Consider the following 22,829-nt stretch of genomic DNA (forward strand, 5'->3'; position numbering starts at 1 on the left):
CTCATTTTGTCCGGACAAAATATGGCATTCTGCCCGTTGGAGAACACTATTCCGATCCGAAGAGTTCGCTGTCAAGGTCCGTTTGCGCGCCGATGACAGCTATTGTCTGGACTAAGAGGAATTGATAGCGTCCAGCCCAACCGGCTGACGGAAGGACCTCGGCGAGCATGTCCATCTCAAGGGCCATCCCAACGCTGCCCTCGCGGTATGCGCCGCCGCACCCCGTCGACGTGGCCGAGGGCTGGGAGCTCGAACGCGTCACCGCGCCCAGCCGACTGTTCGGCGCCAATGGCCTGCGCACCGGCCCGGACGGGCGCATCTACATCGCCCAGGTGACCGGCAGTCAGATCAGCGCGCTCGATCACCACACCGGGGAGATCTTCACCGCGAGCCCCAAGGGTGGCGACATCGTGGCGCCCGACGACGTCGCGTTCGACGCCGGCGGCAACCTGTACGCGACCGAGGTGATGGACGGCCGGGTGAGCGTGCGCGACACGGGCGGCCGCACGCGAGTGCTGCGCGACGACGTGCCGTCAGCCAACGGCATCACCGTTCATGCGGGCCGGTTGTTCATCGGAGAATGCCGTGAGGGTGGGCGGCTGCTGGAATTCGACCTGGCGGGCGGGCCGCCGCGGGTGCTCCTGGAGAACGTGCCCTCGCCGAACGCGATGGAGGTCGGCCCGGACGGCCTGTTGTACTTCCCGGTGATGGGAGCCAACGAGATTTGGCGCATCGACCCTGATGGCGGCGAGCCGCACTGTGTGGCAACCGGTCTCGGTGTGCCCGACTCGGTCAAGTTCGACGCGCAGGGCTACATCGTCTCGACGCAGGTGGCCAGCGGGCAGGTGCTGCGCATCGATCCGCGCAGCGGCGAACAACGCGTGCTCGCCCAACTGAACCCCGGCCTGGACAACTGCACCTTCGTCGACGACCGGCTGTTCGTGTCCAACTTCACCGGCGAGATCACCGAGATCTCACCGGACGGCACAACGCGATCCGTGTTGGCGGGCGGCCTCAATTGGCCGATGGACCTGGCGATGGGCCACGACGGCCGACTCTACATCGCCGACGGCACCTACTTCTACGTGGCCGAGCCCGATGGGTCCCTGCGCACCGCGGGAATGTTGTTCAGCCCAGGCTATCCCGGCTTCCTGCGCGGCCTCGCCGCGAGCGGGCCCGGCGAGTTCTTCGTCACCACGTCCGGCGGCCAGGTCGCCCGATACCGTCCGGACGCCTGCGAAACCGAGGTACTGGCAGACGGTTTCGACCAGCTCTACGGTATCGCCCTGAGCGGGGGCGGTGTGGTGTTCGCCGAGCTGGGCACCGGACGGGTGCTGTCGCTGCAATCGGGTGGTGTTGAGGTTTTGGCGAAAGAGCTGCGTGAGCCGGTCGGGGTTGCGGTCGACGCGGACGGGGCGTGTCTGGTGGCCGAGGCCGGAGCCGGCCGGGTGCTGCGGGTGAGCGGGTCAGGGATCGACACCGTGATCACCGATCTGCAACGCCCGCAGGGCATTCTGGTCCGGGGCGGCGTGCTCTACATAGTCGATGCCGGCGCCAAGGAATTGGTCGAGTTCGATCTGACCACCAGCGCACGGCGGACGATTGCGGCCGGGCTGCCCGTCGGCCCCCCGCCGGGTGTCACGCCCAAACCGCTGCGCGGCATGCCACCGTTCTCCGGGCCGCAGGGTCCCTTCGCCGGCATCACCGCGTCGGCCGATGGGACGCTCTACCTCTCCGCCGACGGCGAGGGCAGCGTGCTGGCGGTGCGCGCGAGGCCGGACGGACCGTGATGCCGCAGGCGATCGCGGGCGACCACCGCTACCTCCAGATCGCGCGCACCCTGCGCAAGGAGATCGTCGACGGGGTTTACCCGGTGGGTTCGCAGTTGCCCACCGAGCACCAACTATGCGAGCGCTTCGCGGTCAGCCGCTACACCATCCGTGAGGCGCTGCGCCGGCTGCGCGAGGACAACTTGGTGGCTTCCCGGCCGCGCGCGGGCACCCGGGTGGTTCCCCGGCCGGCATCGAGTTCCTATGCGCAGGACGCGATGTCGATCGACGACCTCCTCGCGTTCGCGGCCGGCGCGCAGCTGACCATCGAATCCAACGCGATGGTGACGATCGACGACGACCTCGCCGAACTGACCGGCCTGGAGGTCGGCACCCAGTGGCTGTCGGTCCGCGGCTACCGGCAGGCCGAGGGCGCGCCGGTTCCGCTGTGCCGGACGGAGTACTACATCAACCGCAGTTTCGCGGCGGTGGGCAGGTTGCTGCAACGCCACGCCGGCCCGATATTTCCCTTGATCGAGGACCTTTTCGGGGTGAGCGTCGCCCAGTTGCACCAAGAGATCGCCGCCGTCCTGCTCGCACCGGAGTTGGCGAATGGTCTCGGTGCCGAAGCGGGCACGGCCGCGCTGCAGATGCGGCGCACATACACGACCTCCGACGGCGAGGTGGCCCAGGTGACGGTCAACACCCACCTGTCGTCGAGGTTCCGGTACGCGATGACGATGCGTCGCGTGGATGAATGACGGCGCCCCGAGATGAGGTCGTGGTGATCGCCCGGGCCAGCGGGGCGCATGCGGCGGAGGCATACCGGCGCGGGTGGTGGGTACGCACGACGCTGGCCGATGCGCTCCGCGAGGCCGCATCCGAAACGCCCCACCGAACAGTTCTGGTGGACAACGACGTTCGTTTGGACTGCACCGCCCTGTACAACCGGGCCGGCGCGCTGGCCGGCGCGCTGCTGGCGCGCATGCCGACAGGCAGCACCGTGTCGTTCATGTTGCCGAACTGGCACGAGAGCGCTGTCATTTACCTGGCCGCGACGCTCGCGGGGATGGTGGTGAACCCGATCCTGCCGTCGCTGCGCGACCACGATCTGCGGTACATCCTCGAAGACGCCGGCACCGCAGTGATTTTCGTTCCGAGGCAGCACGGCGGCCATGACTACGCGGCGATGCTCGAGCGCGTGGCGCCCGCGATGAGCCGCGCGCCGGAGGTGGTGGTGCTGCGCGGTGACGCCGGGCCGCACACGCCGTATGCGGCCCTGGTGCGGGAGCCACCGCACGCCGCGACCCTTCCGGTGCTCGATCCCGATGCCGTGCGGATGATCCTCTACACGTCCGGCACCACGAGCCGGCCGAAAGGCGTCCTGCACAGCCACAATTCGATGCACGCGCTGATCCGTCAGATCCGCGACCACTGGATGATCACCCCGGGTGACACGTTCCTGGTGCCGTCGCCGGTCGCCCACATCGGCGGCTCGATCTACGCGTTCGAATGCCCGCTGCTGCTGGGCACCACCGCGGTGCTGATGGACCGTTGGGATGCGGGTAGGGCGGTCACCCTGATGGACTCGCAGCGGTGTACCCACATGGCGGGGGCGACGCCGTTCCTGCAGCAGCTGTTGTCCGCGGCCGGACGCGCCGGCACCCGGCTGCCCGACCTGAAGATGTTCATCTGTGGTGGCGCCTCGGTGTCGCCGTCGCTGATCCGCAGCGCCACAGCCTATTTCGACCGCGCCGTGGTCACCAGGGTGTACGGCTGCACGGAGGTGCCCGTCGCGACGATCGGTGCGCCCGGACCCGGGGAGGCCGGTTACGCCGCGGACACCGACGGCAGGCCCGGGATCGCCGAGATCAAGCTCGCCGCACACGACTCCGCGCCCGACGGCGACGGGGAGATCTGTGTGCGCGGCCCGCAGATGCTGCTGGGTTACCGCCACCCCGAGGACGACTCCTTCGATGCCGCAGGGTTTTTCCGCACCGGCGACCTGGGCCGCTGGGTCGACGACACGTACCTCGTGGTGACCGGCCGGGCCAAGGACGTCATCATCCGCAGCGGCGAGAACATCTCGGCCAAGGAGGTCGAGGACCTGCTCGCCGACCACCCCGGCATCGCCGAGATCGCGGTCGTCGGGCTGCCCGACGAGCGCACCGGAGAACGCGCCTGTGCGGTGATCGTGCCCGCCCGCGGCGCGCGCCCGGACGTCGCGAGCCTGCTCGACATGTTGGTGAGCAAGGGCGTGGCCAAATTCAAGGCCCCCGAACAGGTTGAGATCTGGGATGCCCTGCCGAAAAACGATGCGGGGAAGATACTCAAGCATCGGATCCGGGCGGCTCTGACACCGGCGAAGGATGGGTGATATGCAGGTCGCAATCGTCACGGGAGCAAGCAGCGGCATCGGCTTGGGTTGCGCCACAAAGCTCGCCGAGGCGGGCATGGCGGTTGTCGGCATCGGCCGCGACGAGGGGCGGCTGGCCGAGCTGGGCAGGGCCGTCGGTGATCCGGAGCGCGTCGCGACACTTGCCGTCGATCTCACGGACGACGATGCGCCGCGCCGCATCGTGGACCTCGCGGTGCGCCGGTGGGGTCACATCGACTTCCTGATCAACAACGCCGGAGTCGGCAGCCCCAAGCCGCTGCACGAAACCGACGACGAAACCCTGGACTACTTCTTGGGTTTGATGCTGCGCGCGCCGTTTCGGCTCGCCCGCGACGTGCTGCCGCACATGGGGCCCGGCTCGGCGATCATCAACGTGACATCGACTTTCGCGGTCGTCGGTGGCCTGCGCGGCGGCGCCTATTCCGCCGCCAAGGGCGGACTCACGGCCCTGACCACCCACATCGCCTGCCAATACGGCGCGTCCGGCATCCGTTGCAACGCCGTCGCGCCCGGAGTGACGGTGACGCCGATGGTCGAGCAGCGCCTGGAGGATGAGCGTTTCCGCAAGATCAACACCGAGATGACGCCGCATCAGCGGCTGGGCCGCGTCGACGACATCGCCAGCACCGTCGCCTTCCTGTGCTCGCCGGGCGGCAGCTTCATCAACGGCCAAACGATCGTCGTCGACGGCGGCTGGAGCTCGACGAAGTATCTTTCGGAGGCCGCGCTGGCGGCGCAGTGGATCGAGCGATGAATCTGTTTGCCCTGCTCGATCAGGCCGCGACCCGGTTTCCCGATCGCGGTGCGGTGTATCACGGGGATCGACTGGTGTGCACGTGGGATGAGTTGCGCGACCGCGCCTTACGTCTGGCCGCGTCGATCCGGCAACAGCATGGTGCGGGTGCGCGAATCGCCATCGCGACCCACAACCGTCCCGAGACCATCGAGTTGATGTTCGCGATCTGGGCCGCCGAGTGCGTCGTCGTCCCGATCAACTACAAGCTGCACCCGCGCGAGATGGCGCAGACCCTCGACGATGCGGGCGCGGCGCGGGTCTTCGCCTCGTCGGCCATCGGCACCGAGCTGGCGCCGCTCACCGCGACGCCGACGGAAGCCATTGATTCCGAGGACTATTCGCAGCGCTTGGGCGTCGGCCCGGCACCTCCGCCGCGCACCGATCCGGCTGCGCTGGCGTGGCTGTTCTACACCAGCGGGACCACCGGCCGGGCCAAGGGTGCGATGCTGTCGCACCGCAACCTCATGGCGATGACGGTCGCGCACCTCGCTGACATCGACGCTCCGGACGAGGACTGCAGCCTGGTGCATGCGGCGCCGATGTCGCACGGCTCCGGACTCTACGTCCTGCCGTACGTGCTGCGCGCCGCCCGGCAGGTCGTGCCGGTGTCGGGGGGTTTCGACCCCGACGAATTCCTGGATCTGTGCGAACGTCACCCAGCCGCCAGCACTTTCCTGGCGCCGACGATGGTGCAGCGGCTGGTGGATACGGGCCGCGGCCGGCCGGCCAATCTGAAGGCGATCGTCTACGGCGGCGGTCCGATGTACTCCGAAGGCCTGCGCAAGGCGATCGCGGCGTTCGGCCCGGTCTTCGCGCAGATTTACGGACAGGGCGAGTCGCCGATGACCATCACCGGGCTGCGCCGCGCCGATCACGAATCCGATGACGACGCGATTCTGGGGTCCGTCGGCTATGCGCGGTCGGGGATGGAGGTCGCCGTGCTGGCTGCGGATGGCCGCGTGGCGCCGCGCGGCGAGATCGGCGAAATCGTCTGCCGCGGAGACGCGGTCATGTCCGGCTATTGGCGCAATCCCGACGCCACCCGCGCGACCCTCAAAGAGGGCTGGCTGTACACGGGCGACATGGGCTCGTTCGACGCGCGCGGTTTTCTCACGCTGCGGGATCGGTCGAAGGACGTCGTCATCAGCGGCGGGAGCAACATCTACCCCCGCGAGGTGGAGGAGGCTCTGCTCGAGCACCCCGGTGTCGCCGAGGCTTGCGTGGTGGGCGCCCCCGATGCCGAATGGGGTGAGGTGGTGGTCGCGTTCATCGTGGGCGCGGCCGAGCCGGCCGCGCTGGACGCCCACCTGCTGCGCCGCATCGCGCGCTTCAAGCGGCCCAAGCGCTACGAATTCGTCGACGAGCTACCGAAAAACAGCTACGGCAAGGTGCTCAAGCGAGAGTTGCGGGCCGGCTTGGCGCAGTGAGACCGGTCGGCTCGGTCAGAGATCGGCGAAGTCGATGATTCCGCGAATGTTGCGGCCCTCGCGCAGATCCACGAACGCCTCGTTGATCTGGTCGAGTTGGTAGTGCCGGGTGACCAACTCGTCGAGTTTCAGCGCACCCGCCTGATACATCGACAACAGCAACGGCACGCTGGTGCGCGGATTCATCCCGCCGTAGAGCGCTCCCCGAAGTTGTTTGGCCGACAGCACCATCTCCTGCAGGATCAGCGGTACCACGGGTTCGGTGTACGGGGTGATGCCGGTGACCACGCATATCCCCCCTTTGCGAAGCAGCCGCATGGCCGAGGGGATCAGCTCCACGTGCAGCACGCCGGGCGTCACGACGACGCGGTCGGCCATGACGCCGGTGGTGATGTCGGCCACCAGCGGTACGGCCTCCTCGGCGGAGGCCGCGGAGTGAGTGGCGCCGAAGATCTTGGCCGAATCCCGTTTGTATTCAACGGGATCCACCGCGACCACATAGGTCGCCCCGGCGGCCCGGGCCCCCTGCAGGGCGTTCATACCGACGCCGCCGGTGCCGATCACGACCACCGTGTCGCCCGGCTCGGTGCCCGCCGATATCGTTGCGGAGCCCCAGCCGGTGCTGACGCCGCACGACACGAGTGAGGCGGCGTGGAATGGGATCGCATCGTCGATCTTGATGACGGACTTTTCGGTGAGCACGGCATATTCGGCGAACGTGCCGAGCTGACCGTAGGCCATGAGGTCTTCGTCGCCGAGGTGCCGGCGACAGGTTCCGTCGGTCGGCATCTCCCTGGAGAACAGACTCGCGCCGTCGTCGCAGATGTAACTCTGGCCGTTTACGCAGAACCGGCAACTCCCGCACGCGGGAATGAACGACATCGCCACGTGGTCCCCCGGCCGCACCGACGTCACACCCGGGCCGATCTCTTCGACGACACCGGCGCCCTCGTGACCACCGAGCATCGGGAACCAGTCGGGCTCAGGGATACCCATTGACGCACGTACCTCGGGGGTCGGCAGCACGTCGCCGGTGACGAGGTGGTCATCGGAGTGGCAGATGCCGGCAACGGCCATGCGTACCAAAACCTCACCGGCGCGGGGCGGATCGAGTGCAACCTCGCGAATCTCCCAATCCCTGCCGACCCCTTCCAGCACAGCGGCACGACACTTCATTGCGACCTCCCAGACTCGAAGTGACTCCTGATGCCGGCCAGCATCTTGACGTGCGCCTTGACCCCTTCGCGGATGGTCACGCCGGCCAGTAGCCGCGGGGCGGTTATGCCTATCCGCTCGGTGACTCGGGTGCCGCCGTCCGCCGGATCGAATCTCACCGTGCCGCGCAGCCGAACCCCGGGGGACTGATCGGCCTCGGTCAGCACGTCGCCGCGCGCGGGCACTCGCAGCCGGGCCCGATAGCTGGTGCGTATGGTCAACGGCCCCAATGGGATTCGGTCGACCACGCGGTAGGTCTGCTGGTAGCCGTCCGGGGTTGCGCTGCGGGACAACGTTTCCACGGACACGATCAGCGGGTGCACGAGCTTGATGTTGTCGAGGTCCACGTAGAAGTTGCGGACCGCCTCGGGCGGCGCGGGCACGTGTTCACACAGCGTCCGTTCGGCGTGCACGGTCCACCAACTCATAAGAGGAACCTAGCCCGGCAACGATTCGGCGCTTACCGTGGACTCACGAACGAGCGGAGAAGACATGGGCACCGATGGCCAAGTGGTCGAACGCTACCTGGAATGCCTGGCCGCTCATGACTGGGACGGACTGGCCGACACCATCGCCGAGGAGGGCCTGACCCGGGAGGGGCCGTTCTGCGACGTGGTCGAGGGCAAGGCGCACTACGTCGCCTACCTGCGCAAGGTGTGCACCAATCTGCGGGGCCACCGGCTGGACGTGCGGCGGGTCTCGCGCGTGGATTCGCGGGTGTCGTTCGCCGAGCTGTCCGAGACATTCGAGATCGACGATGTCGCGAGCACGTGGCCCGAATGCATCCGGTTCGAGCAGAACGACGACGGGTTGATCTCTCAGGTCAGCGTGTTCTTCAAGCAGCGGGGCGCCGCCGCGAAGTAGCGGTCTATTCCCTCATTTGCGGAATTGACCTAACGTGTCATGCATGGAGGCAGATGGAACTCCGGAGTCGGTGTCGGTCGAGAGCTTGCACTCGGGCGACCCGATCACCGATTGTGGTCAGCGGTACATAGTTCTCGAATCGAAATCCTTCAGCGACAGCTGCGTGGTGCTCGAGCTGGAATCCAGGGTGGATCACCAACTGCAGGTCATCGAGAAATCGTTTCCTGCCGGGTATCAGGTCGGCAGGGCGAACCACCGAATCTTATAGCCCGATTCTCTGAGCGGAACATTGCGCGAGTAGCCGGTCGACGGCTACCGCGCTTTCGTGTTTTTGGGCCATGTACCGGCGCGGCTGAGAACACGAAATCCGCTGCGCCACTGAGTTTTCGCGCGGCGCCCGGATGGCGTGGGTGGTCAGGACAGCGCCGCCAGGCCGGTGGAGCTGAGTAGGTACGCGCCGCCTTCGGCGGCGGCGCCAGTGGCGATCTCCAGGACCGACTTGCCCACCAGTTCGGCGGTGAGCGCGGGTCCGGCGGCCCGCAGGAACGAGTCGACGTCGACGCCTTGCCGTTCGGCGTAGGCGGCGACGGCGACCGCGCCGAGGTCGGTGGCCGGCGTCAGCCGCGGCAGCACGGCCGTGAAGCCGATCCCCAGCCCGGCGCGTTGCGCTTCCATGGCCGCATAGCCGGTGATGAACCTGACGGTCGCCTTCGCGCCCGCGTAGCCGCCGGACAGCGGTGATCCGTTCAGCGCGGCGCCGCTGGACATCACGATCACCGAGCTGCCCGGCGCCAGCGGGCGTCGCAGCGCTTCGCGAATCCAGTGAAATGCCTGCGCCACGTCCACGTTCCAGTTCGCGCTGAACGTCTCCCAGGTCTGATCCGGTAGCGGCGTCATCCGCGGCGTCGCTCCGGCGCACAGCACAAGTGTGCGCGGCCGGTACTGGTCGATGAGCCGACGGGCCGTCCCAGGTTCGGCGGCGTCGGCCACCTCCGGGGTGAACGCGTCGCCGAGCCGGGTGCGCACCTCTTCGAGTTGCGATCGGGTACGCGCAACGCCGACGACCTGTGCGCCCGCCGCCGACAGCGCACCGGCGATGGCACGGCCGAACCCGCGACCGGCTCCGGTGACGATCGCGGTGGTGCCGACGAGCCCGTCGGCATGGGCGGTGCGGGGCTGGTTCATGGTCTTCTCACTCTCGCTGGTCTGGCGGCCGTTGCCGCGTCTTCACTGATTCAGATCCGAAGCCGCATCGGGATTCATCGCGCCCGGACCGATGAATTTCGGCGGCGCGACGTCTCTAAGGAAGTAGGTTTCGCCTCGCAGCCGAGAGGAGACGGTCGTGCCGGCGCAGGAGGATTTCGTCGAACAGGCGGCGCCTTTTCGGGCCGAGCTGATCGCGCATTGCTATCGCATGCTGGGCTCGGTGCACGACGCCGAGGATCTGGTCCAGGAGACGTATCTGCGGGGCTGGCGCGGCTATCCGGCCTTCGAGGAACGCGCGGCTTTGAAGACGTGGCTGTATCGCATCGCGACCACCGCCTGCCTCCGTGCGCTGGAGAGCCGCGCCCGCCGCGTGCTCCCGATGGGGGTGGGGGACGGCTCGCTCGACCCGGACACCGATTTCGACGCGAAGGCGGCCGGCGCGCATGCCTGGCTCGAGCCCATTCCGGACTCGATGTTCACGAGCCCGGAGGACGACCTCGCCGCCAAGCAGAGCGTGCGGCTCGCGGTGATGACCGCGCTACAGGAGCTGCCGGCGCGACAGCGCGCGGTGTTGATTCTGCGCGACGTCGTGCAGTTCAGTGCCGCCGAAGTCGCCGAGCTCCTCGAGACCACACCGACAGCGGTCAACAGTTCGCTGCAGCGCGCCCGGGCACGGCTTGCCGAACTCTCCCCCGCCGAGGAAGACATCTCCGAGCCCGGCGATGCGCAGCGCCGCGAATTGCTCGACCGGTATTGCGCCGCATTCGAAAACGCGGACATGGCGGCGGTGACGGCGCTGCTGCAAGCCGACGTCAAACTCGAAATGCCGCCCATGCCAATATGGTTCACCGGCCGCGACGCGGTGCTGCGGTTCCTCGCCCGGCGGGCTCTGACCGAGCCCGGCGATATCGCGATGGTCCCGACGGCCGCGAATGCGCAACCCGCCGTTGCCGAGTACCGGCGCAGCGCCGACGGGACAATGGCGGCCCATTCCATTCACGTCCTGACCACCGGCGCTACCGGGATCGCCGGCATCACCGTCTTCCTCGACCCCGGCTTGTTCAGCACGTTTGGTTTGTCGCCAACCCGGTAACCTTGGTCCAGGGACGTAATCGCACCCTTGCTCTCTAAGGGAGGCCGGACCTGCATCGTCATCGGCGTCGTCGCACGGTTTCACCTTCCCGCCCGCGTGTGGACAGCTCCTCCACACGTCAGGATCATTAGGCGCGTAGACGAAGTTGAAGGGTGACGAGTGAAAATTCCCGGCGTTTCCAGCGTCGTCGCCGGCGTAGCCGGCGGAGCCGCGCAGGTAGTGCGGGCCGGTGTGTCCACCGCGGCGGAGGCCGTGGGCGCGCTGCAGACGCTGACCAGTCCGGTCACGGAACTGGCCGGTCCGGTGGTTCAGTCGGTGGCTGAAACTACGGGCCGCGCCATCGGATTCGGCGGCTCCACCAACGGTTCGTCGGCCCGCGTCCTGCCCCCGGTGCGCTGGCAGAGCGGACGACGGGTGCATCTGGACCTCGACCCGCTGCTGCCGTTCCCGCGGTGGGACGAGTACGCGGCCGTCGTCGAAGAGCCGGTTCGCCGGATCGCCGGCGTCGCCAAGGCCCATGTCGAGGGCTCGCTGGGCCGATTGGTGGTCGAATTCACCGACGACGCGGACCCCGGCACCGTCCTGGACGAGGTGCGGGAGGCGGTTGTCACCCTGGCCGACGACATCGCTCCGGCAACCTCGGTGTCGTCGCCGCTGTCCGCGCCCTTCGCCGACCCGGGTAACCCGCTGGCGGTTCTGGTGCCCTTGACTGCCGCCGCCCTGGACATCGTCGCGGTGAGTGGCGCGGTCACCGGCTGGGTGACCCGCCTGCCCGCCGCACCCAAGACCACCCGGGCCGCGGCCGCCCTGATCAACCATCAGCCGCGCATGGTGGCGATCCTGGAATCGCGACTGGGCCGGGTGGGCACCGATATCGCGCTTGCCGCCACGACGGCCGCAGCTTACGGGCTGACCCAGGCGATCGGCACTCCGCTGCTCGACCTGACCCAACGCACCCTGCAGATCTCGGAGGCCACCGCCCACCGCCGGGTGTGGCGGGACCGCGAGCCGGCGTTGGCCTCGCCTCAGCGGCCGCAAGCTCCGGTGGTGCCCGTCATCTCATCCGCCGGTGCCAAGTCCCATGAGCCACGGCACAGCTGGGCGGCCGCCGCGGCCGGTGAGGCTTCGCACGTGGTGGTTGGCGGGTCCATCGACGTCGCGATCGACGCCGGGAAGGGGTCCATGGCGGGCCCCGTCGAGAGCTATGTCGACTCCGCGGCCAACGGCGCGCTGATCGCCGCGGCGAGCGCGCTGGTCGCGGGGGGCGGTACGGAGGACGCGGCCGGCGCGATCGAAGCCGCTGTACCGCGGGCGGCGCACATGGGCCGGCAGGCGTTCGCGGCGGTGTTGGGCCGCGGGCTCGCCAACTCCGGGCAACTGGTCCTCGACCCTGGCGCGCTGCGCCGGCTGGACCGCGTGAAGGTGGTCGTCATCGACGGGGCCGCGCTGCGCGGCGATCATCGTGCCGTCTTGCGCGTGCGCGGCGACGCGCCCGGCTGGGACGACGACCGCGTCTACGAGGTCGCCGACGCGCTGCTGCACGGTGAGGAGGCGCCCGAGCCCGACCCGGACGAACTCCCGGCCACCGGTGCGCGCCTGAGATGGGTTTCGTCGGAGGGCAGGCCGTCGGGCAAGCCCGCGGAGGGTCTGGAAAACGCCGACCTGATCGTCGACGGCGAATGCGTGGGCAGCGTCGCCGTCGGCTGGGAGGTCGACCCCTACGCGATTCCGCTGTTCCAGACCGCGAACCGGACGGGTGCGCGGGTGGTCTTACGCCACGTCGCCGGCACCGAGGACCTCTCCGCCAGCGTGGGCGCATCGCATCCGCCGGGCACGCCGCTGCTGAACGTGGTCCGCGAGCTGCGAGTCGATCGCGGACCCGTCCTGCTGATCACCGCCCTGCACCGCGATTTCGCGTCGACCGACACCCTCGCCGCGCTCGCTATCGCCGACGTCGGTGTGGCCCTTGACGATCCGCGCGCCGCGACGGCGTGGACCGCAGACATCATCACCGGCACCGACCTGGCCGACGCGGTGCGGATCCTGTCGGCGATCCCGGTGGCGCGGTCGGCCAGCGAATCGGCCGTGCACCTTGCCCAGGGCGGCACCACGCTGGCCGGGCTGCTGCTCGTCACCGGCGAAGAACAAGCACCCACGAATCCCGTGAGCTTTCGCCGATGGCTCAACCCGGTCAACGCGGCCGCGGCCACCGCGCTGGTGGCGGGGACCCTGTCGGCAACCCGGGTGCTGCGCCTGCCCGATCCCACCCCCCAGCCGCTCACCGCCTGGCATGCGTTGGATCCCGAGATCGTCTACTCGCGGCTGGCCGGCGGTTCCCGGCCCCTGGCGGTCGAAACCGAGCCGTCATGGCGGCGTCGTCTCGACGACCTGTCGTACGGCCCGGCGCTGGCGCCACTGCGGGGTCCGCTGCTCAACGCGGCCAGGCTGGCGTCCGCCACGCGGGCCGAACTCGCCGACCCGCTGACCCCGATCCTGGCCGTCGGGGCCGCGGCGTCGGCGATCGTCGGCAGCAACATCGACGCGCTGCTGGTCGCCGGCGTCATGACCGTCAACGCGATAACCGGTGGGGCGCAACGGTTACGGGCCGAGGCCGCGGCCGCCGAGCTGTTCGCCGAGCAGGATCAGCTGGTGCGCCGGGTCGTCGTTCCTGGTGTCGCGACGACCAAACGCCGGCTGGAAGCCGCGCGGCACGCCACCCGCACCGTCACGGTGTCCGCCAAGTCGTTGCGGCCCGGCGACGTCATCGACCTGACCGCACCCGAGGTGGTGCCGGCCGACGCCCGCGTGCTGGTGGCCGAAGACCTCGAGGTCGACGAGTCCCTGCTCACCGGCGAATCGCTGCCGGTGGACAAGCAGGAGGACCCCGTCGCGGTCAACGACCCGGACCGCGCCAGCATGCTGTTCGAGGGCAGCACCATCGTCGCGGGGCGGGCCCGGGGCATCGTCGTGGCGACCGGCGTCGGCACCGCCGCGCACCGCGCGATCTCGGCGGTCGCGGACGTAGAGACGTCGGCCGGAATCCAGGCCCGGCTGCGGGAGCTGACCAGCAAGGTGCTGCCGCTGACGCTCGCCGGCGGTGCAACGGTGTCGGCGTTGGCGTTGCTGCGCCGCGCGACGCTGCGCCAGGCGGTGGCCGACGGCGTCGCGATCGCGGTGGCCGCGGTCCCCGAGGGGCTGCCGCTGGTGGCGACCCTTTCTCAGCTCTCGGCCGCCCAGCGGCTGACGGCGCGCGGGGCCCTGGTCCGCGCGCCACGTTCCATCGAGGCGCTGGGCCGCGTCGACACCATCTGCTTCGACAAGACCGGCACGCTGACCGAGAACCGGCTACGGGTGGTGTGCGCCGTGCCCGACGATGTCGATCCGCACGACCCGTTCCCGAAGCTGACCGACCCGGAATCCGCCGGTCTGCTGCGCGCCGCCGCACGCGCATCCGCCCAGCCGCAGGAAGGCCAGGGGCATGCGCATGCCACCGACGAGGCGATCCTCACCGCCGCGAGTTCGCTGAACGGCCAAGGTGATTCGGACTGGGCGATGCTCGCCGAGGTGCCGTTCGAGTCCAGTCGCGGCTTCGCCGCCGCGATCGGCACGGTCGGCCACGACGGCACTACCAATGGTCACCCCGCCGACGCGCCGGTGCTGGTCCTCAAGGGAGCTCCGGAAGTCATCCTGCCGCGCTGCAAGTTCGCCGACCCGAAAGCCGACCAGGCGCGGGCCGAGGCGGTGGTGCACGGCTTGGCCGAGCAGGGCTTGCGGGTGCTCGCGGTGGCGCAGCGCGGCTGGAAGCACGAGACCGACGACGATGACACCGACGCCGACGCCGTGGACGCCGCGGCGCAGAACCTCGAGCTGCTCGGTTACGTCGGTTTGGCCGACACCGCGCGGGCATCGGCGCGCCCGTTGATCGAAGCGCTGGTGGACGCCGGCCGCGAGGTGGTGCTGATCACCGGCGACCATCCCGTCACCGCGCGGGCGATCGCCCGGCAGCTGGGCCTGCCCGCCGACGCGCAGGTGGTGACCGGCGCCGAACTCGCCGGCCTCGACGAGGACGCGTGCGCCCGGCTGGTCGCCGACGTGCAGGTGTTCGCCCGGGTCAGCCCGGAACAGAAGGTGCAGATCGTGGCCGCCCTGCAGCGCTGCGGGCGCGTGACCGCGATGGTCGGTGACGGCGCCAACGACGCCGCCGCCATCCGGATGGCCGACGTCGGCATCGGGGTGAGCGGTCGCGGATCGTCGGCCGCTCGCGGGGCCGCCGACATCGTGTTGACCGACGAGGATCTGGGCGTCCTGATGGACGCCCTGGTCGAGGGCCGCAGCATGTGGAGCGGCGTTCGCGACGCCGTCACCATTCTGGTGGGCGGCAACGTCGGCGAGGTGCTGTTCACGATCATCGGGACCGCCTTCGGCCAGGGCCGCGCCCCGGTGGGGACCCGTCAGCTCCTGCTGGTCAACCTGCTCACCGACATGTTCCCCGCGCTCGCGGTGGCGGTCACGTCGCAGTACGTCGAGCCCGACGAAGCCGAGTACGAATCCGCCGAAGCCGCCGAGGAGGCGCGCCGCCTGCACCGCCGCGAGGTGCTGACCGGGCCCACGCCCTCGCTCGATGCCCCGCTGATGCGCCAGATCGTCACCCGCGGCGCCGTCACCGCCGCCGGCGCAACGGCCGCCTGGGCTATCGGGCGATGGACGCCGGGTACCGAACGCCGCACCGCGACAATGGGTTTGACCGCGCTCGTGACGACGCAGCTGGCGCAGACGCTGCTGACCCGCCGGCACAGCCCGCTCGTCGTGGCGACCGCCCTGGGCAGCGCCGGCGTCCTGGTCGGCATCGTGCAGACCCCGGGGCTCAGCCAGTTCTTCGGGTGCACGCCGCTGGGGCCGGTGGCCTGGTCCGGTGTGCTGGGCTCGACGGCGGGTGCCACCGCGATTTCGGCGCTGGCACCCAACTGGCTGGCCAAGCAGGTCGCCGCTTTGGAGCCCGGCGAGGAGTAAAAGTCAGCGGGGCAGTTCTTTGCGCAGCACCTTGCCGGCGGGGTTGCGCGGGATGCTGTCGACGATGTTGATGTCGCGCGGCTGTTCGAAGCGAGAGACCCGGCCCTTCAGGTACTCGCGCAGCTCCGCCTCATCGATCTCGCCGCCGGACTGCGCGACCACGAACGCGGCCAACCGCTGCCCGAAGCGTTCGTCCGGGACACCGATGACCACGCTGTCGGCGATGGCGGGGTGCTGGGCGAGCGCGTTCTCCACCGCACGTGGATAGACGTTCTCGCCGCCGGAGATGATCATGTCGTCTTCGCGGCCGACGATGAACAGCCGGCCCGCGTTGTCCAGATAGCCCATGTCGCCGGTGCTGGTCATGCCGTCGATCACGGCTTTTGCCGCTCCGTCGGTATAGCCCTCGCTGGTCAATTCGCCGCCGACGAAGATCCGCCCGGTGACCCGCGGGCCCACCGGCTTGTCGTTCTTGTTGAAGATGCGCACAGGGCACCCCACGACGGGTCTTCCCACGGTTTCGGGAGCTTCGCGCAGATCCGCCGGCGTGGCCAGCGCACCGATGCCGACCTCGGTGGAGCCGTAGCCGTTGTAGAGGATGTCGCCGTAGGCGTCCATGAATCGCTGACCCAGGCTGGGGTCGAGGCGGTCGCCGCTGGAAATCACGGTCCGCAAGTAGGGCAGCGGGTTTCGCGCCCGCACCTGCTCGGGCAGGTCCAGGATGCGGGCGAGTACGACGGGCACCGCGGTGAAGGCGTCGGCGCGGTGCAGCGACGCCTGGGCCAGCGCGGCTTCGGCGTCGAACTCCCGACGTGTCAGAACGGTGCCCCCGAGCGCGAGTGTCAGCATCAGCATGCCCAGCCCCAGCCCGTGAAACATGGGCATTGCCACCGAAACTCGTGAGCCGGTGCGTAACCGGGTGCGATCGAGGATCGTCACCCACACACCCACCGCGGAGCGCAGCTGCGGTGTGCGCGGCACCCCTTTGGGTTTCCCGGTGGTGCCCGACGTCAGCAGCACGATGCGGCCGGGTGCGGCCACGTCGGGCCTGGACGCGCCGTCGTCGGTGCCGACACTCGCCGGGTCGACGGTGACAACCGATTCATCCGCGGCGCGGACCCGCTCGGCGAACTCGTCGCCGTCGACGACCACGGTCGAAATGCGGTGAGCCTGCACCGCGGCCGCCAGCGCATCGCTGCGGAACTCCGTGCTCATCGGCACGACGTCGGCGCCCAGCAGGGCGGCGGCGAAAACGCCCGCCACGAAACGGCGTCCGTTGCGGCACATCACTCCGACCGCCTGTTCGGGTGCGACACCATCGGCGGACAACCGCCGAGCCAGCGACTCGGTCAGCTGCTGCAGCTGCCGATAGCTCAGCGCGCCGTCGTCGTCGACGATCGCCGTCCGGTCGGGCCAACGCGCGGTCGTCACAGCCAACAGCGTGTAGGGATTCGTGCCGCCCCGGCGCGCCTCGCGGAGAAGCCGGAAACCCGCAAGGGGCGGCGGCGGATTGAGCAGACCGGAGTGCAGCAGGGCCCGGGCGGCGGTGGTCACCACGCGGTCATTGGTCATCGTCGGCCTCGTCGTTGTCGGGCTCGCTGAAGAGCCGGCGGTGCCATAGCCGGGCGGCGTAGTCGGCCGGGCCGGCCAGTAGCACGGAGGCCAGCTCGGCCGGCAACACCCAGGGCGGTTCGATGGTGCGCGGCCGCTCGATGATCGCTTTGGCGATGGCGTCGGCGGCTTGGTCGGGCGACATTCCGGGAAGGCGGCCCAAAAGTGGGGTGGGCGCGATCATCCTGGTTCGGACCAGCGCGAAATAGACCGTGCTCACATCGACACCGTCGGTGTGCAGCTCCGGGGCCACACTGCGCAGCCACCGGTCGAAGGCGCCCTTCGACGCCTGATAGGCACCCCATTGCGGGCCCGGCGCCACCCGCACGGCGACACTCGACACGTTCACGATGTGCCCACTGCCGTTGCCGCGCATGGCCGGTAGCAGCCCCAGCAGCAGCCGCACCGGTCCCAGGTAGTTGATGTCGATGGTGCGCTGGAAGTCGTGCGGCCGGTCGTACTGCTCATGCAGCGAGCGGCGCAGTGACTTGCCGGCGTTGCTCACCACGATGTCGAGCGGGCCGTGCTCCTCGGTGATCTGTTTGGTCAGGCTGCTCACCGCGGATTCGTCGGTGAGGTCGGCCGGATAGGCGACCGCTTTGCCCCCGCCGGCGTTGATCGACGAGGTGACGTCGCGGAGCCGTTCCTCGGACCGGGCGACCACCAGGACGGTCGCCCCGGCGGCGGCCAGGCTGCGTGCGGTCGCCTCGCCGATGCCGTAGGAGGCGCCGGTCACCAAGACGGTCTTGCCGAAGACGGTGCGGCGCAACTTATCGGGGTCCGACACCCGCGCCGGGTTGGCCACGCGGTCCGTGACCGCGTTCAGGGCCTGCGCTATCGCGTTCAACTTCGCCGCCGCATCCACTCGAGCCGCTTGCCGAGGGCGGCTGTTGCTTCACCGCGCCCCGAGCTCGTAACCACAAGTAGCAGACCACATTGCATCGTGGGCCCGCGCTCCGGCCCGGCCGTGACGGCTCCGGCGGCGGCCAGCGATGACGATGGCCCGTCGGGGATGCGATCGGCGGCGCCGGATGCGCGCCGCGCACAACCGATCTCAGCCCGTCCGCATCCGCGGCGGTTATTTTATGAGAACACGTTAATTTCGGTGTTTCCTGTGTTTAAGCGGCGTGTCGGCTGGGCACAATGGCGGCATGATTGCGCGTCACATCGTTCGTTTCCTCGGTTCAGCAGTAGTTCTCGCAGCGTCGGGCGTGGCCGTTTCGGCCGTGTCCACGTCGATCGTCCCCTCCGCCTCGGCCCAGTGTCCGGACGTGCAAGTGGTGTTCGCCCGCGGCACCGGCGAAGCACCCGGCGTCGGCCCCACCGGCCAAGCCTTCGTCGACTCCCTGCGCCAGCGCGTGGGCGGACGCTCCTTCGACGTCTACCCGGTCAACTACCCCGCCAGCGACCAATGGGACACCGGCATCGACGGCGTCAGAGACGCAGGCGCCCATGTCAATTCGATGGCCCACGACTGCCCCAACACCAAAATGGTGCTCGGCGGCTACTCCCAGGGCGCGGCCGTGATGGGCTTTGTCACCTCCGCCGCCGTACCCGAGGGCATCGACCCCAACACCGTGCCCAAACCGCTGTCCCCCGACGTCGCCAGCCACGTCTCCTCGGTCGTGCTCTTCGGCATGCCCAACGTGCGGGCAATGAACTTCCTGGGCGAACCGCCCGTGGTCATCGGCCCGCTCTACCAAGACAAGACCGTCAAGGTGTGCGCCACCGAAGACCCGGTCTGCTCCGACGGCATGAACTTCTCCGCCCACGACACCTACGCCGACGACGGCGCCATGATCGACAAAGGCGTCTCCTTCGCCTCCAGCCACCTGGGTATGGGCGGGCCGGCTCCGGTCGCGTCGCCGCACGGCGGCTTCGGCGAATAACATCGCCGGTCAGTCCCTGATGAAGCCCTTGTTGCGCATCAGGGCGTCGGCCAGAAAGCCGTCGTGCGGAATCTGCGGTGCCTGGAACCACGTCGGATGGTGCCCGCAGTAGACGTTGCTGACGGTGGGCTCGGCGACCAGGTCGTCGATCAGCGTCTCGTCCCCGGTGATCGCGGTGACGACCAGCGAATGCCGCAACGGAGCCGAGCCGGCCTGGCGCGACCATGCCGACACCCACACACACGGGAAGGGCAGCTCGACGTTGAGTTTGTCCACATCGGGTTGGGTCATCAGATGGACGGCCGGGCGCAGCACGGCGTAGCCGTCGCCGACTTCGGCGACCACCTGATCGGCGCCGAGCAGCGGGGTTGACCCGGCGGCTCTGGCGGCCAGGAAGTTCGCGAGCGCGCGCGCCTTCTCGACCGGCTGGGTGGGCAGGCTCGCCCGCTCGTCGTCGCTGGGCAGCGGTTCGATCGCCGCCAATCGTTCGGCGATCGCTCGGGCCAGTGCCGTGGGATCGCCTTCGTAGAGCACCGCGGTGGTGTTGACGCACGCCATGCCGCCGTGACCGGCGATCGAATCGACGATGAGGTCGAGATAGTCGCGCCAGTCCCGGTCGGCGGTGATCGCGATCTTGCTGCGGCCCGGCCCGTTCACGATCACCGCCGGATCACCGGCATACTTGTCCACCACCTCCTGGCCGCCGTACACCATCGCGAGGTCGGCGCGCCGGATGAGTTCGTCCGCACCGGCGTGGTCGGTGGGCAGATAGGCGGCGTCCTCGGCGCGAAAGCCCGCCTGGCGCAGCGCGCACACCAGCCGATGCGCCGTGAGCGGCTCGCGCCGCGACGGGCGCACCGCGACCCGGTAGCCCAGCGCCAGCGCCTGGGGCCACAGCCCGTGGACGCCCGGACCGTTTCCGGCCGCGTGCACGCCGAACACCTCGCCCCGGCGCACCCACAGCGCACCGCCCCCGCGGGTGCGCTCCTCGCGCCAGTCCAGCGCCGCACCCAAAGGCCGAGCCGGCCGGACGGCATCGAAAGCTTCGGTGACGGCGTCGGCCACCCCGCTCGCCCCGGCCCGGGTGATCGCGATCGGCATGCCCGAAATCCGGCCGGCCAACCCGACGTAGGCCTCGAAATCCAGACCGGCGATCACGCCGTTGACAAATATCTCGGCGGCCCGGGCCAGGGCCGCCACGCGCTGGGCGGCCGGCAGCGGTGCAACGTTGCGCTGCGCGCCCAGCGTCCGCGAAACGTAGAGCGGCGGAACCATACTCATCTCGGCGACCGGGGTCCCCGCGGTCGTGGTGATGACCTCGCGTTTGCGGGTTCGATATTCGCCGTCCGGGCCTAGTGCGTCCAGGTTTACCAAATCGGTTGCGGGGCAACCGTGTTCGACGGCCACGCTTCAGTACACGCCTTCGATGACGGCCTCGCCCTCAAATGTGGTCACCGGTCGCACCGCACTGACCGAATCGCTGAGGTCGCCCGCGGGTCCGGGCATCCTGATCGCCAGGTCGCGCTCCAGATTGTTCGGGATGAACATGCCCTTGCTGACGTGGTTCATCACCACCTGGCCGCGCTGCCCGTACGGCACGCGTTGCCCGGTGTCGGGATCGACCACCCAGAACACCACATACGGGGTGCGGGGGTCGAAGACGAACGCGTCGCCGTCGACGATGCGGGTGACCGCCTGCGACAGCACCATGGTGCTGCCGAACGCCATGGCGACCGTCGTATTCGGGAAGATGCCGCGCAACAGGTCGAGCGTGTCGGCGTCCACATGCGCGCCGCTGAGCAAAAGGTAACGGATCTTGTCGTTGACCAGGTCGACGATCCGATCGTTGCGGGCGATCGCCTCCAGCAGCGGCGGGGTGGTGTGCAGGTTCGCGACATTCTGCGTCCGCAACACGAAGGCGGCCTGTTCGACGACGTGGTCGACGTAGGCCGCCACCTCGCCGGCGGCGCCGCGGGCGGCGATCTTCTTGACCCAGCGGGGATCGATGTCGATCGCGTGAAAAGCCGCGCCCAGTCGCTGCGACACCAGCCGGGAGAAGTAGCCGACACCGTGCGGCCCACTCGGCATCAGGCAGAGAAAGCCCTGCCCCCGCCGAAACCCGCCCACCGCGAAGTCCTCGGTTTGCCATTCGACGACCTGTGCTACCCAATCCGGCATCTGCACAGTGCGTTTCGGGGCTCCGGTGGTACCGCCGGATTCGAAAATCTGGGGCAGCGGCGGCGCAGCTCCTTCGGCCGCGTAACCGCGAGGAATGAGGTCTTCCACGGCAACACTGCGCAATTCGTTGATCAGGTTGGGAAACAGCCGAAGGTCGGCGAAGGTGTTGATGTCGGTCAGCGGGTCGAAGCCCAGCGTGTGGGCGGCCCTCAACCAGAACGGCGAACCGGTGTCGTCGCCGAAATGCCAGGCGATCGCCGCGCGCAAATAGGCGTCGGCATCATCGACCTGCGCCGCGCGCGGGACGTCCAACAGCGAGAAGTCGACATCGGCCATGTCCCCGATCCTGTCCCATCATGGACCGGTATGCCAACGACGCGGGGCGTCTGGTCAGGCGCGCGTGCCACCGTATCGCCTTATTTCACAGGGAGTTTCATCTGTGTGCACGCGATGTTCAGCGCGCTGCCCCTACGTGCCGAGCATCGCCGTGATCGTCTCGTTGAAACGGGGATAGATGTCGTCGTAGGTGCCGTCGCGCTCGGCGAACCGGAACATCTTGACGCGCTCCACCACGATCTCCTTGGCCTGCGGCTGGGTCTGCAGCAGCGTCATCGTCTCGGTGACGTAGTCCTCCAGCGGCATCGCCCGGGGATCGAATCCCCGCTCGCCCTGCAGGGCGGTCTGCACGTGCGGGGGAATGATCTCGATCACCTGCACCGAGGTGTCCCGCAGCTGGAACCGCAGCGATTCGGTGTAGGAGTGCAGCGCCGCCTTGGCGGCGCAGTAGGTCGGGGTGAGCGCGCTGGGCATGAAGGCCAACCCGGACGTCACGTTGAGGATCGTGGCGTGCCGCTTGCGCAGCAGCGCCGGCAGCAGCGCCGACGTCAGCCGGATGGGGCCCAGCAGATTGATGGCGATGCTCTGCTCGGCCAGGCCGACGCTGCTGCCGGTCAGGTCCTCGACCCGCTGAATCCCGGCGTTGTTGATCACCACGTTGAGGTCCGGGTAGTGGTCGGTCAGCTCGGTGGCGAACCGCCGGATGTCGGCGGGGTCGCCCTGGTCGAGCGACAGGGTCTGAATGCCCGGGTTGGCCTCCGCCACGGCACGTAGGTGGTTGCTGCGCCGGCCGGCGATGATGACCTGGTTGCCCAATCGGTGGAAAGATTCCGCCAGGCCGCGGCCGATGCCGCTGCCGCCGCCGGTGACCAGAACGGTGTTGCCCGTCATCTGCATCGCGGTTCTCCTTCGGGGTCGCCCTGCCATCGGCTAGCTCGACCGGCCACTCGGCCGACAGAGCGGAATGCCCCAATGCGGAGCCGGCTAACCACGATGCCCTATCCGCCCGCGCGGTGTCACGAAAAACGCGACCCGAT

Annotated in this window: 18 protein-coding genes; 10 read left to right on the forward strand and 8 right to left on the reverse strand. The window is 69.1% G+C overall.

Translation table 11 applies throughout. From position 1 onward, the window contains the following. The first annotated feature begins 167 nt into the window (after positions 1-167). From AC5Y7E_RS00520 to AC5Y7E_RS00540, 5 genes are read left to right on the forward strand one after another with little or no spacing between them, the layout of a single operon-like run. Positions 168-1,790: an SMP-30/gluconolactonase/LRE family protein gene (locus AC5Y7E_RS00520; protein ID WP_499947127.1), complete on the forward strand. Its 1,623-nt coding sequence runs from the start codon at positions 168-170 to the stop codon at positions 1,788-1,790. Continuing rightward, positions 1,790-2,530, forward strand: coding sequence for a GntR family transcriptional regulator (locus AC5Y7E_RS00525; RefSeq protein ID WP_499947128.1), 741 nt, complete (start codon positions 1,790-1,792; stop codon positions 2,528-2,530). Before AC5Y7E_RS00520 ends, AC5Y7E_RS00525 begins: the two co-directional genes overlap by 1 nt. Next, the gene (locus AC5Y7E_RS00530; protein ID WP_499947129.1) at positions 2,527-4,146 is read left to right on the forward strand and encodes an AMP-binding protein; all 1,620 of its coding nucleotides are present in this window, start codon (positions 2,527-2,529) and stop codon (positions 4,144-4,146) included. The genes AC5Y7E_RS00525 and AC5Y7E_RS00530 overlap by 4 nt, the downstream gene beginning before the upstream one ends. Next, a complete protein-coding gene (locus tag AC5Y7E_RS00535; protein ID WP_499917531.1) occupies positions 4,139-4,921 on the forward strand; it encodes an SDR family NAD(P)-dependent oxidoreductase in 783 nt (260 codons plus the stop codon). Before AC5Y7E_RS00530 ends, AC5Y7E_RS00535 begins: the two co-directional genes overlap by 8 nt. Continuing rightward, positions 4,918-6,390, forward strand: coding sequence for an AMP-binding protein (locus AC5Y7E_RS00540; protein ID WP_499947130.1), 1,473 nt, complete (start codon positions 4,918-4,920; stop codon positions 6,388-6,390). The genes AC5Y7E_RS00535 and AC5Y7E_RS00540 overlap by 4 nt, the downstream gene beginning before the upstream one ends. A 15-nt stretch (positions 6,391-6,405) precedes the next feature. Here AC5Y7E_RS00540 and AC5Y7E_RS00545 read toward each other — a convergent pair whose 3' ends face one another. Next, complete coding sequence (locus tag AC5Y7E_RS00545) at positions 6,406-7,548, reverse strand: NDMA-dependent alcohol dehydrogenase (protein ID WP_499947514.1); 1,143 nt, start codon at positions 7,546-7,548, stop codon at positions 6,406-6,408. A 14-nt stretch (positions 7,549-7,562) separates the two neighbouring features. After that, a complete protein-coding gene (locus AC5Y7E_RS00550) occupies positions 7,563-8,033 on the reverse strand; it encodes an SRPBCC family protein (protein WP_499947131.1) in 471 nt (156 codons plus the stop codon). Positions 8,034-8,097: 64 nt separating this feature from the next. Between AC5Y7E_RS00550 and AC5Y7E_RS00555 the strand changes: the two genes are divergently transcribed. Further along, on the forward strand, positions 8,098-8,469 hold the full coding sequence (locus AC5Y7E_RS00555; RefSeq protein WP_499947132.1) for a nuclear transport factor 2 family protein: 372 nt from the start codon (positions 8,098-8,100) through the stop codon (positions 8,467-8,469). A gap of 43 nt (positions 8,470-8,512) precedes the next feature. After that, a complete protein-coding gene (locus tag AC5Y7E_RS00560) occupies positions 8,513-8,737 on the forward strand; it encodes a hypothetical protein (protein WP_067122006.1) in 225 nt (74 codons plus the stop codon). Between the two features lie 146 nt (positions 8,738-8,883). Here AC5Y7E_RS00560 and AC5Y7E_RS00565 read toward each other — a convergent pair whose 3' ends face one another. Further along, a complete protein-coding gene (locus tag AC5Y7E_RS00565; protein WP_499947134.1) occupies positions 8,884-9,654 on the reverse strand; it encodes an SDR family NAD(P)-dependent oxidoreductase in 771 nt (256 codons plus the stop codon). A 157-nt stretch (positions 9,655-9,811) separates the two neighbouring features. Here AC5Y7E_RS00565 and AC5Y7E_RS00570 point away from each other — a divergent pair, with 157 nt between their 5' ends. Both AC5Y7E_RS00570 and AC5Y7E_RS00575 read left to right on the forward strand, forming a co-directional pair. After that, positions 9,812-10,768: a sigma-70 family RNA polymerase sigma factor gene (locus tag AC5Y7E_RS00570; RefSeq protein ID WP_499947135.1), complete on the forward strand. Its 957-nt coding sequence runs from the start codon at positions 9,812-9,814 to the stop codon at positions 10,766-10,768. A 159-nt stretch (positions 10,769-10,927) separates the two neighbouring features. Beyond that, positions 10,928-15,778 (forward strand): cation-translocating P-type ATPase, encoded by a 4,851-nt coding sequence (locus AC5Y7E_RS00575; protein ID WP_499947136.1) that lies wholly within the window; start codon positions 10,928-10,930, stop codon positions 15,776-15,778. Between the two features lie 3 nt (positions 15,779-15,781). Here the strand turns inward: AC5Y7E_RS00575 and AC5Y7E_RS00580 are convergent, their stop codons facing one another. Together AC5Y7E_RS00580 and AC5Y7E_RS00585 are read right to left on the reverse strand one after the other, a co-directional pair. Continuing rightward, positions 15,782-17,350: an AMP-binding protein gene (locus AC5Y7E_RS00580; RefSeq protein ID WP_499947137.1), complete on the reverse strand. Its 1,569-nt coding sequence runs from the start codon at positions 17,348-17,350 to the stop codon at positions 15,782-15,784. Next, entirely contained in the window at positions 17,340-18,236 is an 897-nt protein-coding gene (locus AC5Y7E_RS00585) for an SDR family NAD(P)-dependent oxidoreductase (protein WP_499947519.1), read from the reverse strand. The genes AC5Y7E_RS00580 and AC5Y7E_RS00585 overlap by 11 nt, the downstream gene beginning before the upstream one ends. Before the next feature lie 304 nt (positions 18,237-18,540). On the opposite strand from AC5Y7E_RS00585, the gene AC5Y7E_RS00590 reads away from it, so the two are divergent. Then, positions 18,541-19,278, forward strand: a complete 738-nt coding sequence (locus tag AC5Y7E_RS00590; RefSeq protein WP_499917523.1) for a cutinase family protein — start codon at positions 18,541-18,543, stop codon at positions 19,276-19,278. A gap of 9 nt (positions 19,279-19,287) precedes the next feature. Here AC5Y7E_RS00590 and AC5Y7E_RS00595 read toward each other — a convergent pair whose 3' ends face one another. The 3 genes from AC5Y7E_RS00595 to AC5Y7E_RS00605 all read right to left on the reverse strand — a co-directional run bounded on the left by AC5Y7E_RS00595 (position 19,288) and on the right by AC5Y7E_RS00605 (position 22,689). Then, a complete protein-coding gene (locus AC5Y7E_RS00595; protein ID WP_499947523.1) occupies positions 19,288-20,652 on the reverse strand; it encodes an aldehyde dehydrogenase family protein in 1,365 nt (454 codons plus the stop codon). A 36-nt stretch (positions 20,653-20,688) separates the two neighbouring features. Further along, positions 20,689-21,792 (reverse strand): phenazine antibiotic biosynthesis protein, encoded by a 1,104-nt coding sequence (locus tag AC5Y7E_RS00600; protein WP_499947138.1) that lies wholly within the window; start codon positions 21,790-21,792, stop codon positions 20,689-20,691. Between the two features lie 132 nt (positions 21,793-21,924). Next, positions 21,925-22,689, reverse strand: a complete 765-nt coding sequence (locus AC5Y7E_RS00605; RefSeq protein ID WP_499947139.1) for an SDR family oxidoreductase — start codon at positions 22,687-22,689, stop codon at positions 21,925-21,927. Between the last annotated feature and the right edge of the window lie 140 nt (positions 22,690-22,829).

The organism is Mycobacterium sp. NGS17, from assembly GCF_059813205.1.

Coding starts and splice junctions, on each gene's coding strand:
- AC5Y7E_RS00525 (WP_499947128.1), top strand. CDS start 1,790: ATGCCGCAGGCGATCGCGGGCGACCACCGCTACCTCCAGATCGCGCGC.
- AC5Y7E_RS00555 (WP_499947132.1), top strand. CDS start 8,098: ATGGGCACCGATGGCCAAGTGGTCGAACGCTACCTGGAATGCCTGGCC.
- AC5Y7E_RS00590 (WP_499917523.1), top strand. CDS start 18,541: ATGATTGCGCGTCACATCGTTCGTTTCCTCGGTTCAGCAGTAGTTCTC.
- AC5Y7E_RS00560 (WP_067122006.1), top strand. CDS start 8,513: ATGGAGGCAGATGGAACTCCGGAGTCGGTGTCGGTCGAGAGCTTGCAC.
- AC5Y7E_RS00580 (WP_499947137.1), bottom strand. CDS start 17,350: ATGACCAATGACCGCGTGGTGACCACCGCCGCCCGGGCCCTGCTGCAC.
- AC5Y7E_RS00565 (WP_499947134.1), bottom strand. CDS start 9,654: ATGAACCAGCCCCGCACCGCCCATGCCGACGGGCTCGTCGGCACCACC.
- AC5Y7E_RS00540 (WP_499947130.1), top strand. CDS start 4,918: ATGAATCTGTTTGCCCTGCTCGATCAGGCCGCGACCCGGTTTCCCGAT.
- AC5Y7E_RS00530 (WP_499947129.1), top strand. CDS start 2,527: ATGACGGCGCCCCGAGATGAGGTCGTGGTGATCGCCCGGGCCAGCGGG.
- AC5Y7E_RS00550 (WP_499947131.1), bottom strand. CDS start 8,033: ATGAGTTGGTGGACCGTGCACGCCGAACGGACGCTGTGTGAACACGTG.
- AC5Y7E_RS00535 (WP_499917531.1), top strand. CDS start 4,139: ATGGGTGATATGCAGGTCGCAATCGTCACGGGAGCAAGCAGCGGCATC.
- AC5Y7E_RS00520 (WP_499947127.1), top strand. CDS start 168: ATGTCCATCTCAAGGGCCATCCCAACGCTGCCCTCGCGGTATGCGCCG.
- AC5Y7E_RS00605 (WP_499947139.1), bottom strand. CDS start 22,689: ATGCAGATGACGGGCAACACCGTTCTGGTCACCGGCGGCGGCAGCGGC.
- AC5Y7E_RS00600 (WP_499947138.1), bottom strand. CDS start 21,792: ATGGCCGATGTCGACTTCTCGCTGTTGGACGTCCCGCGCGCGGCGCAG.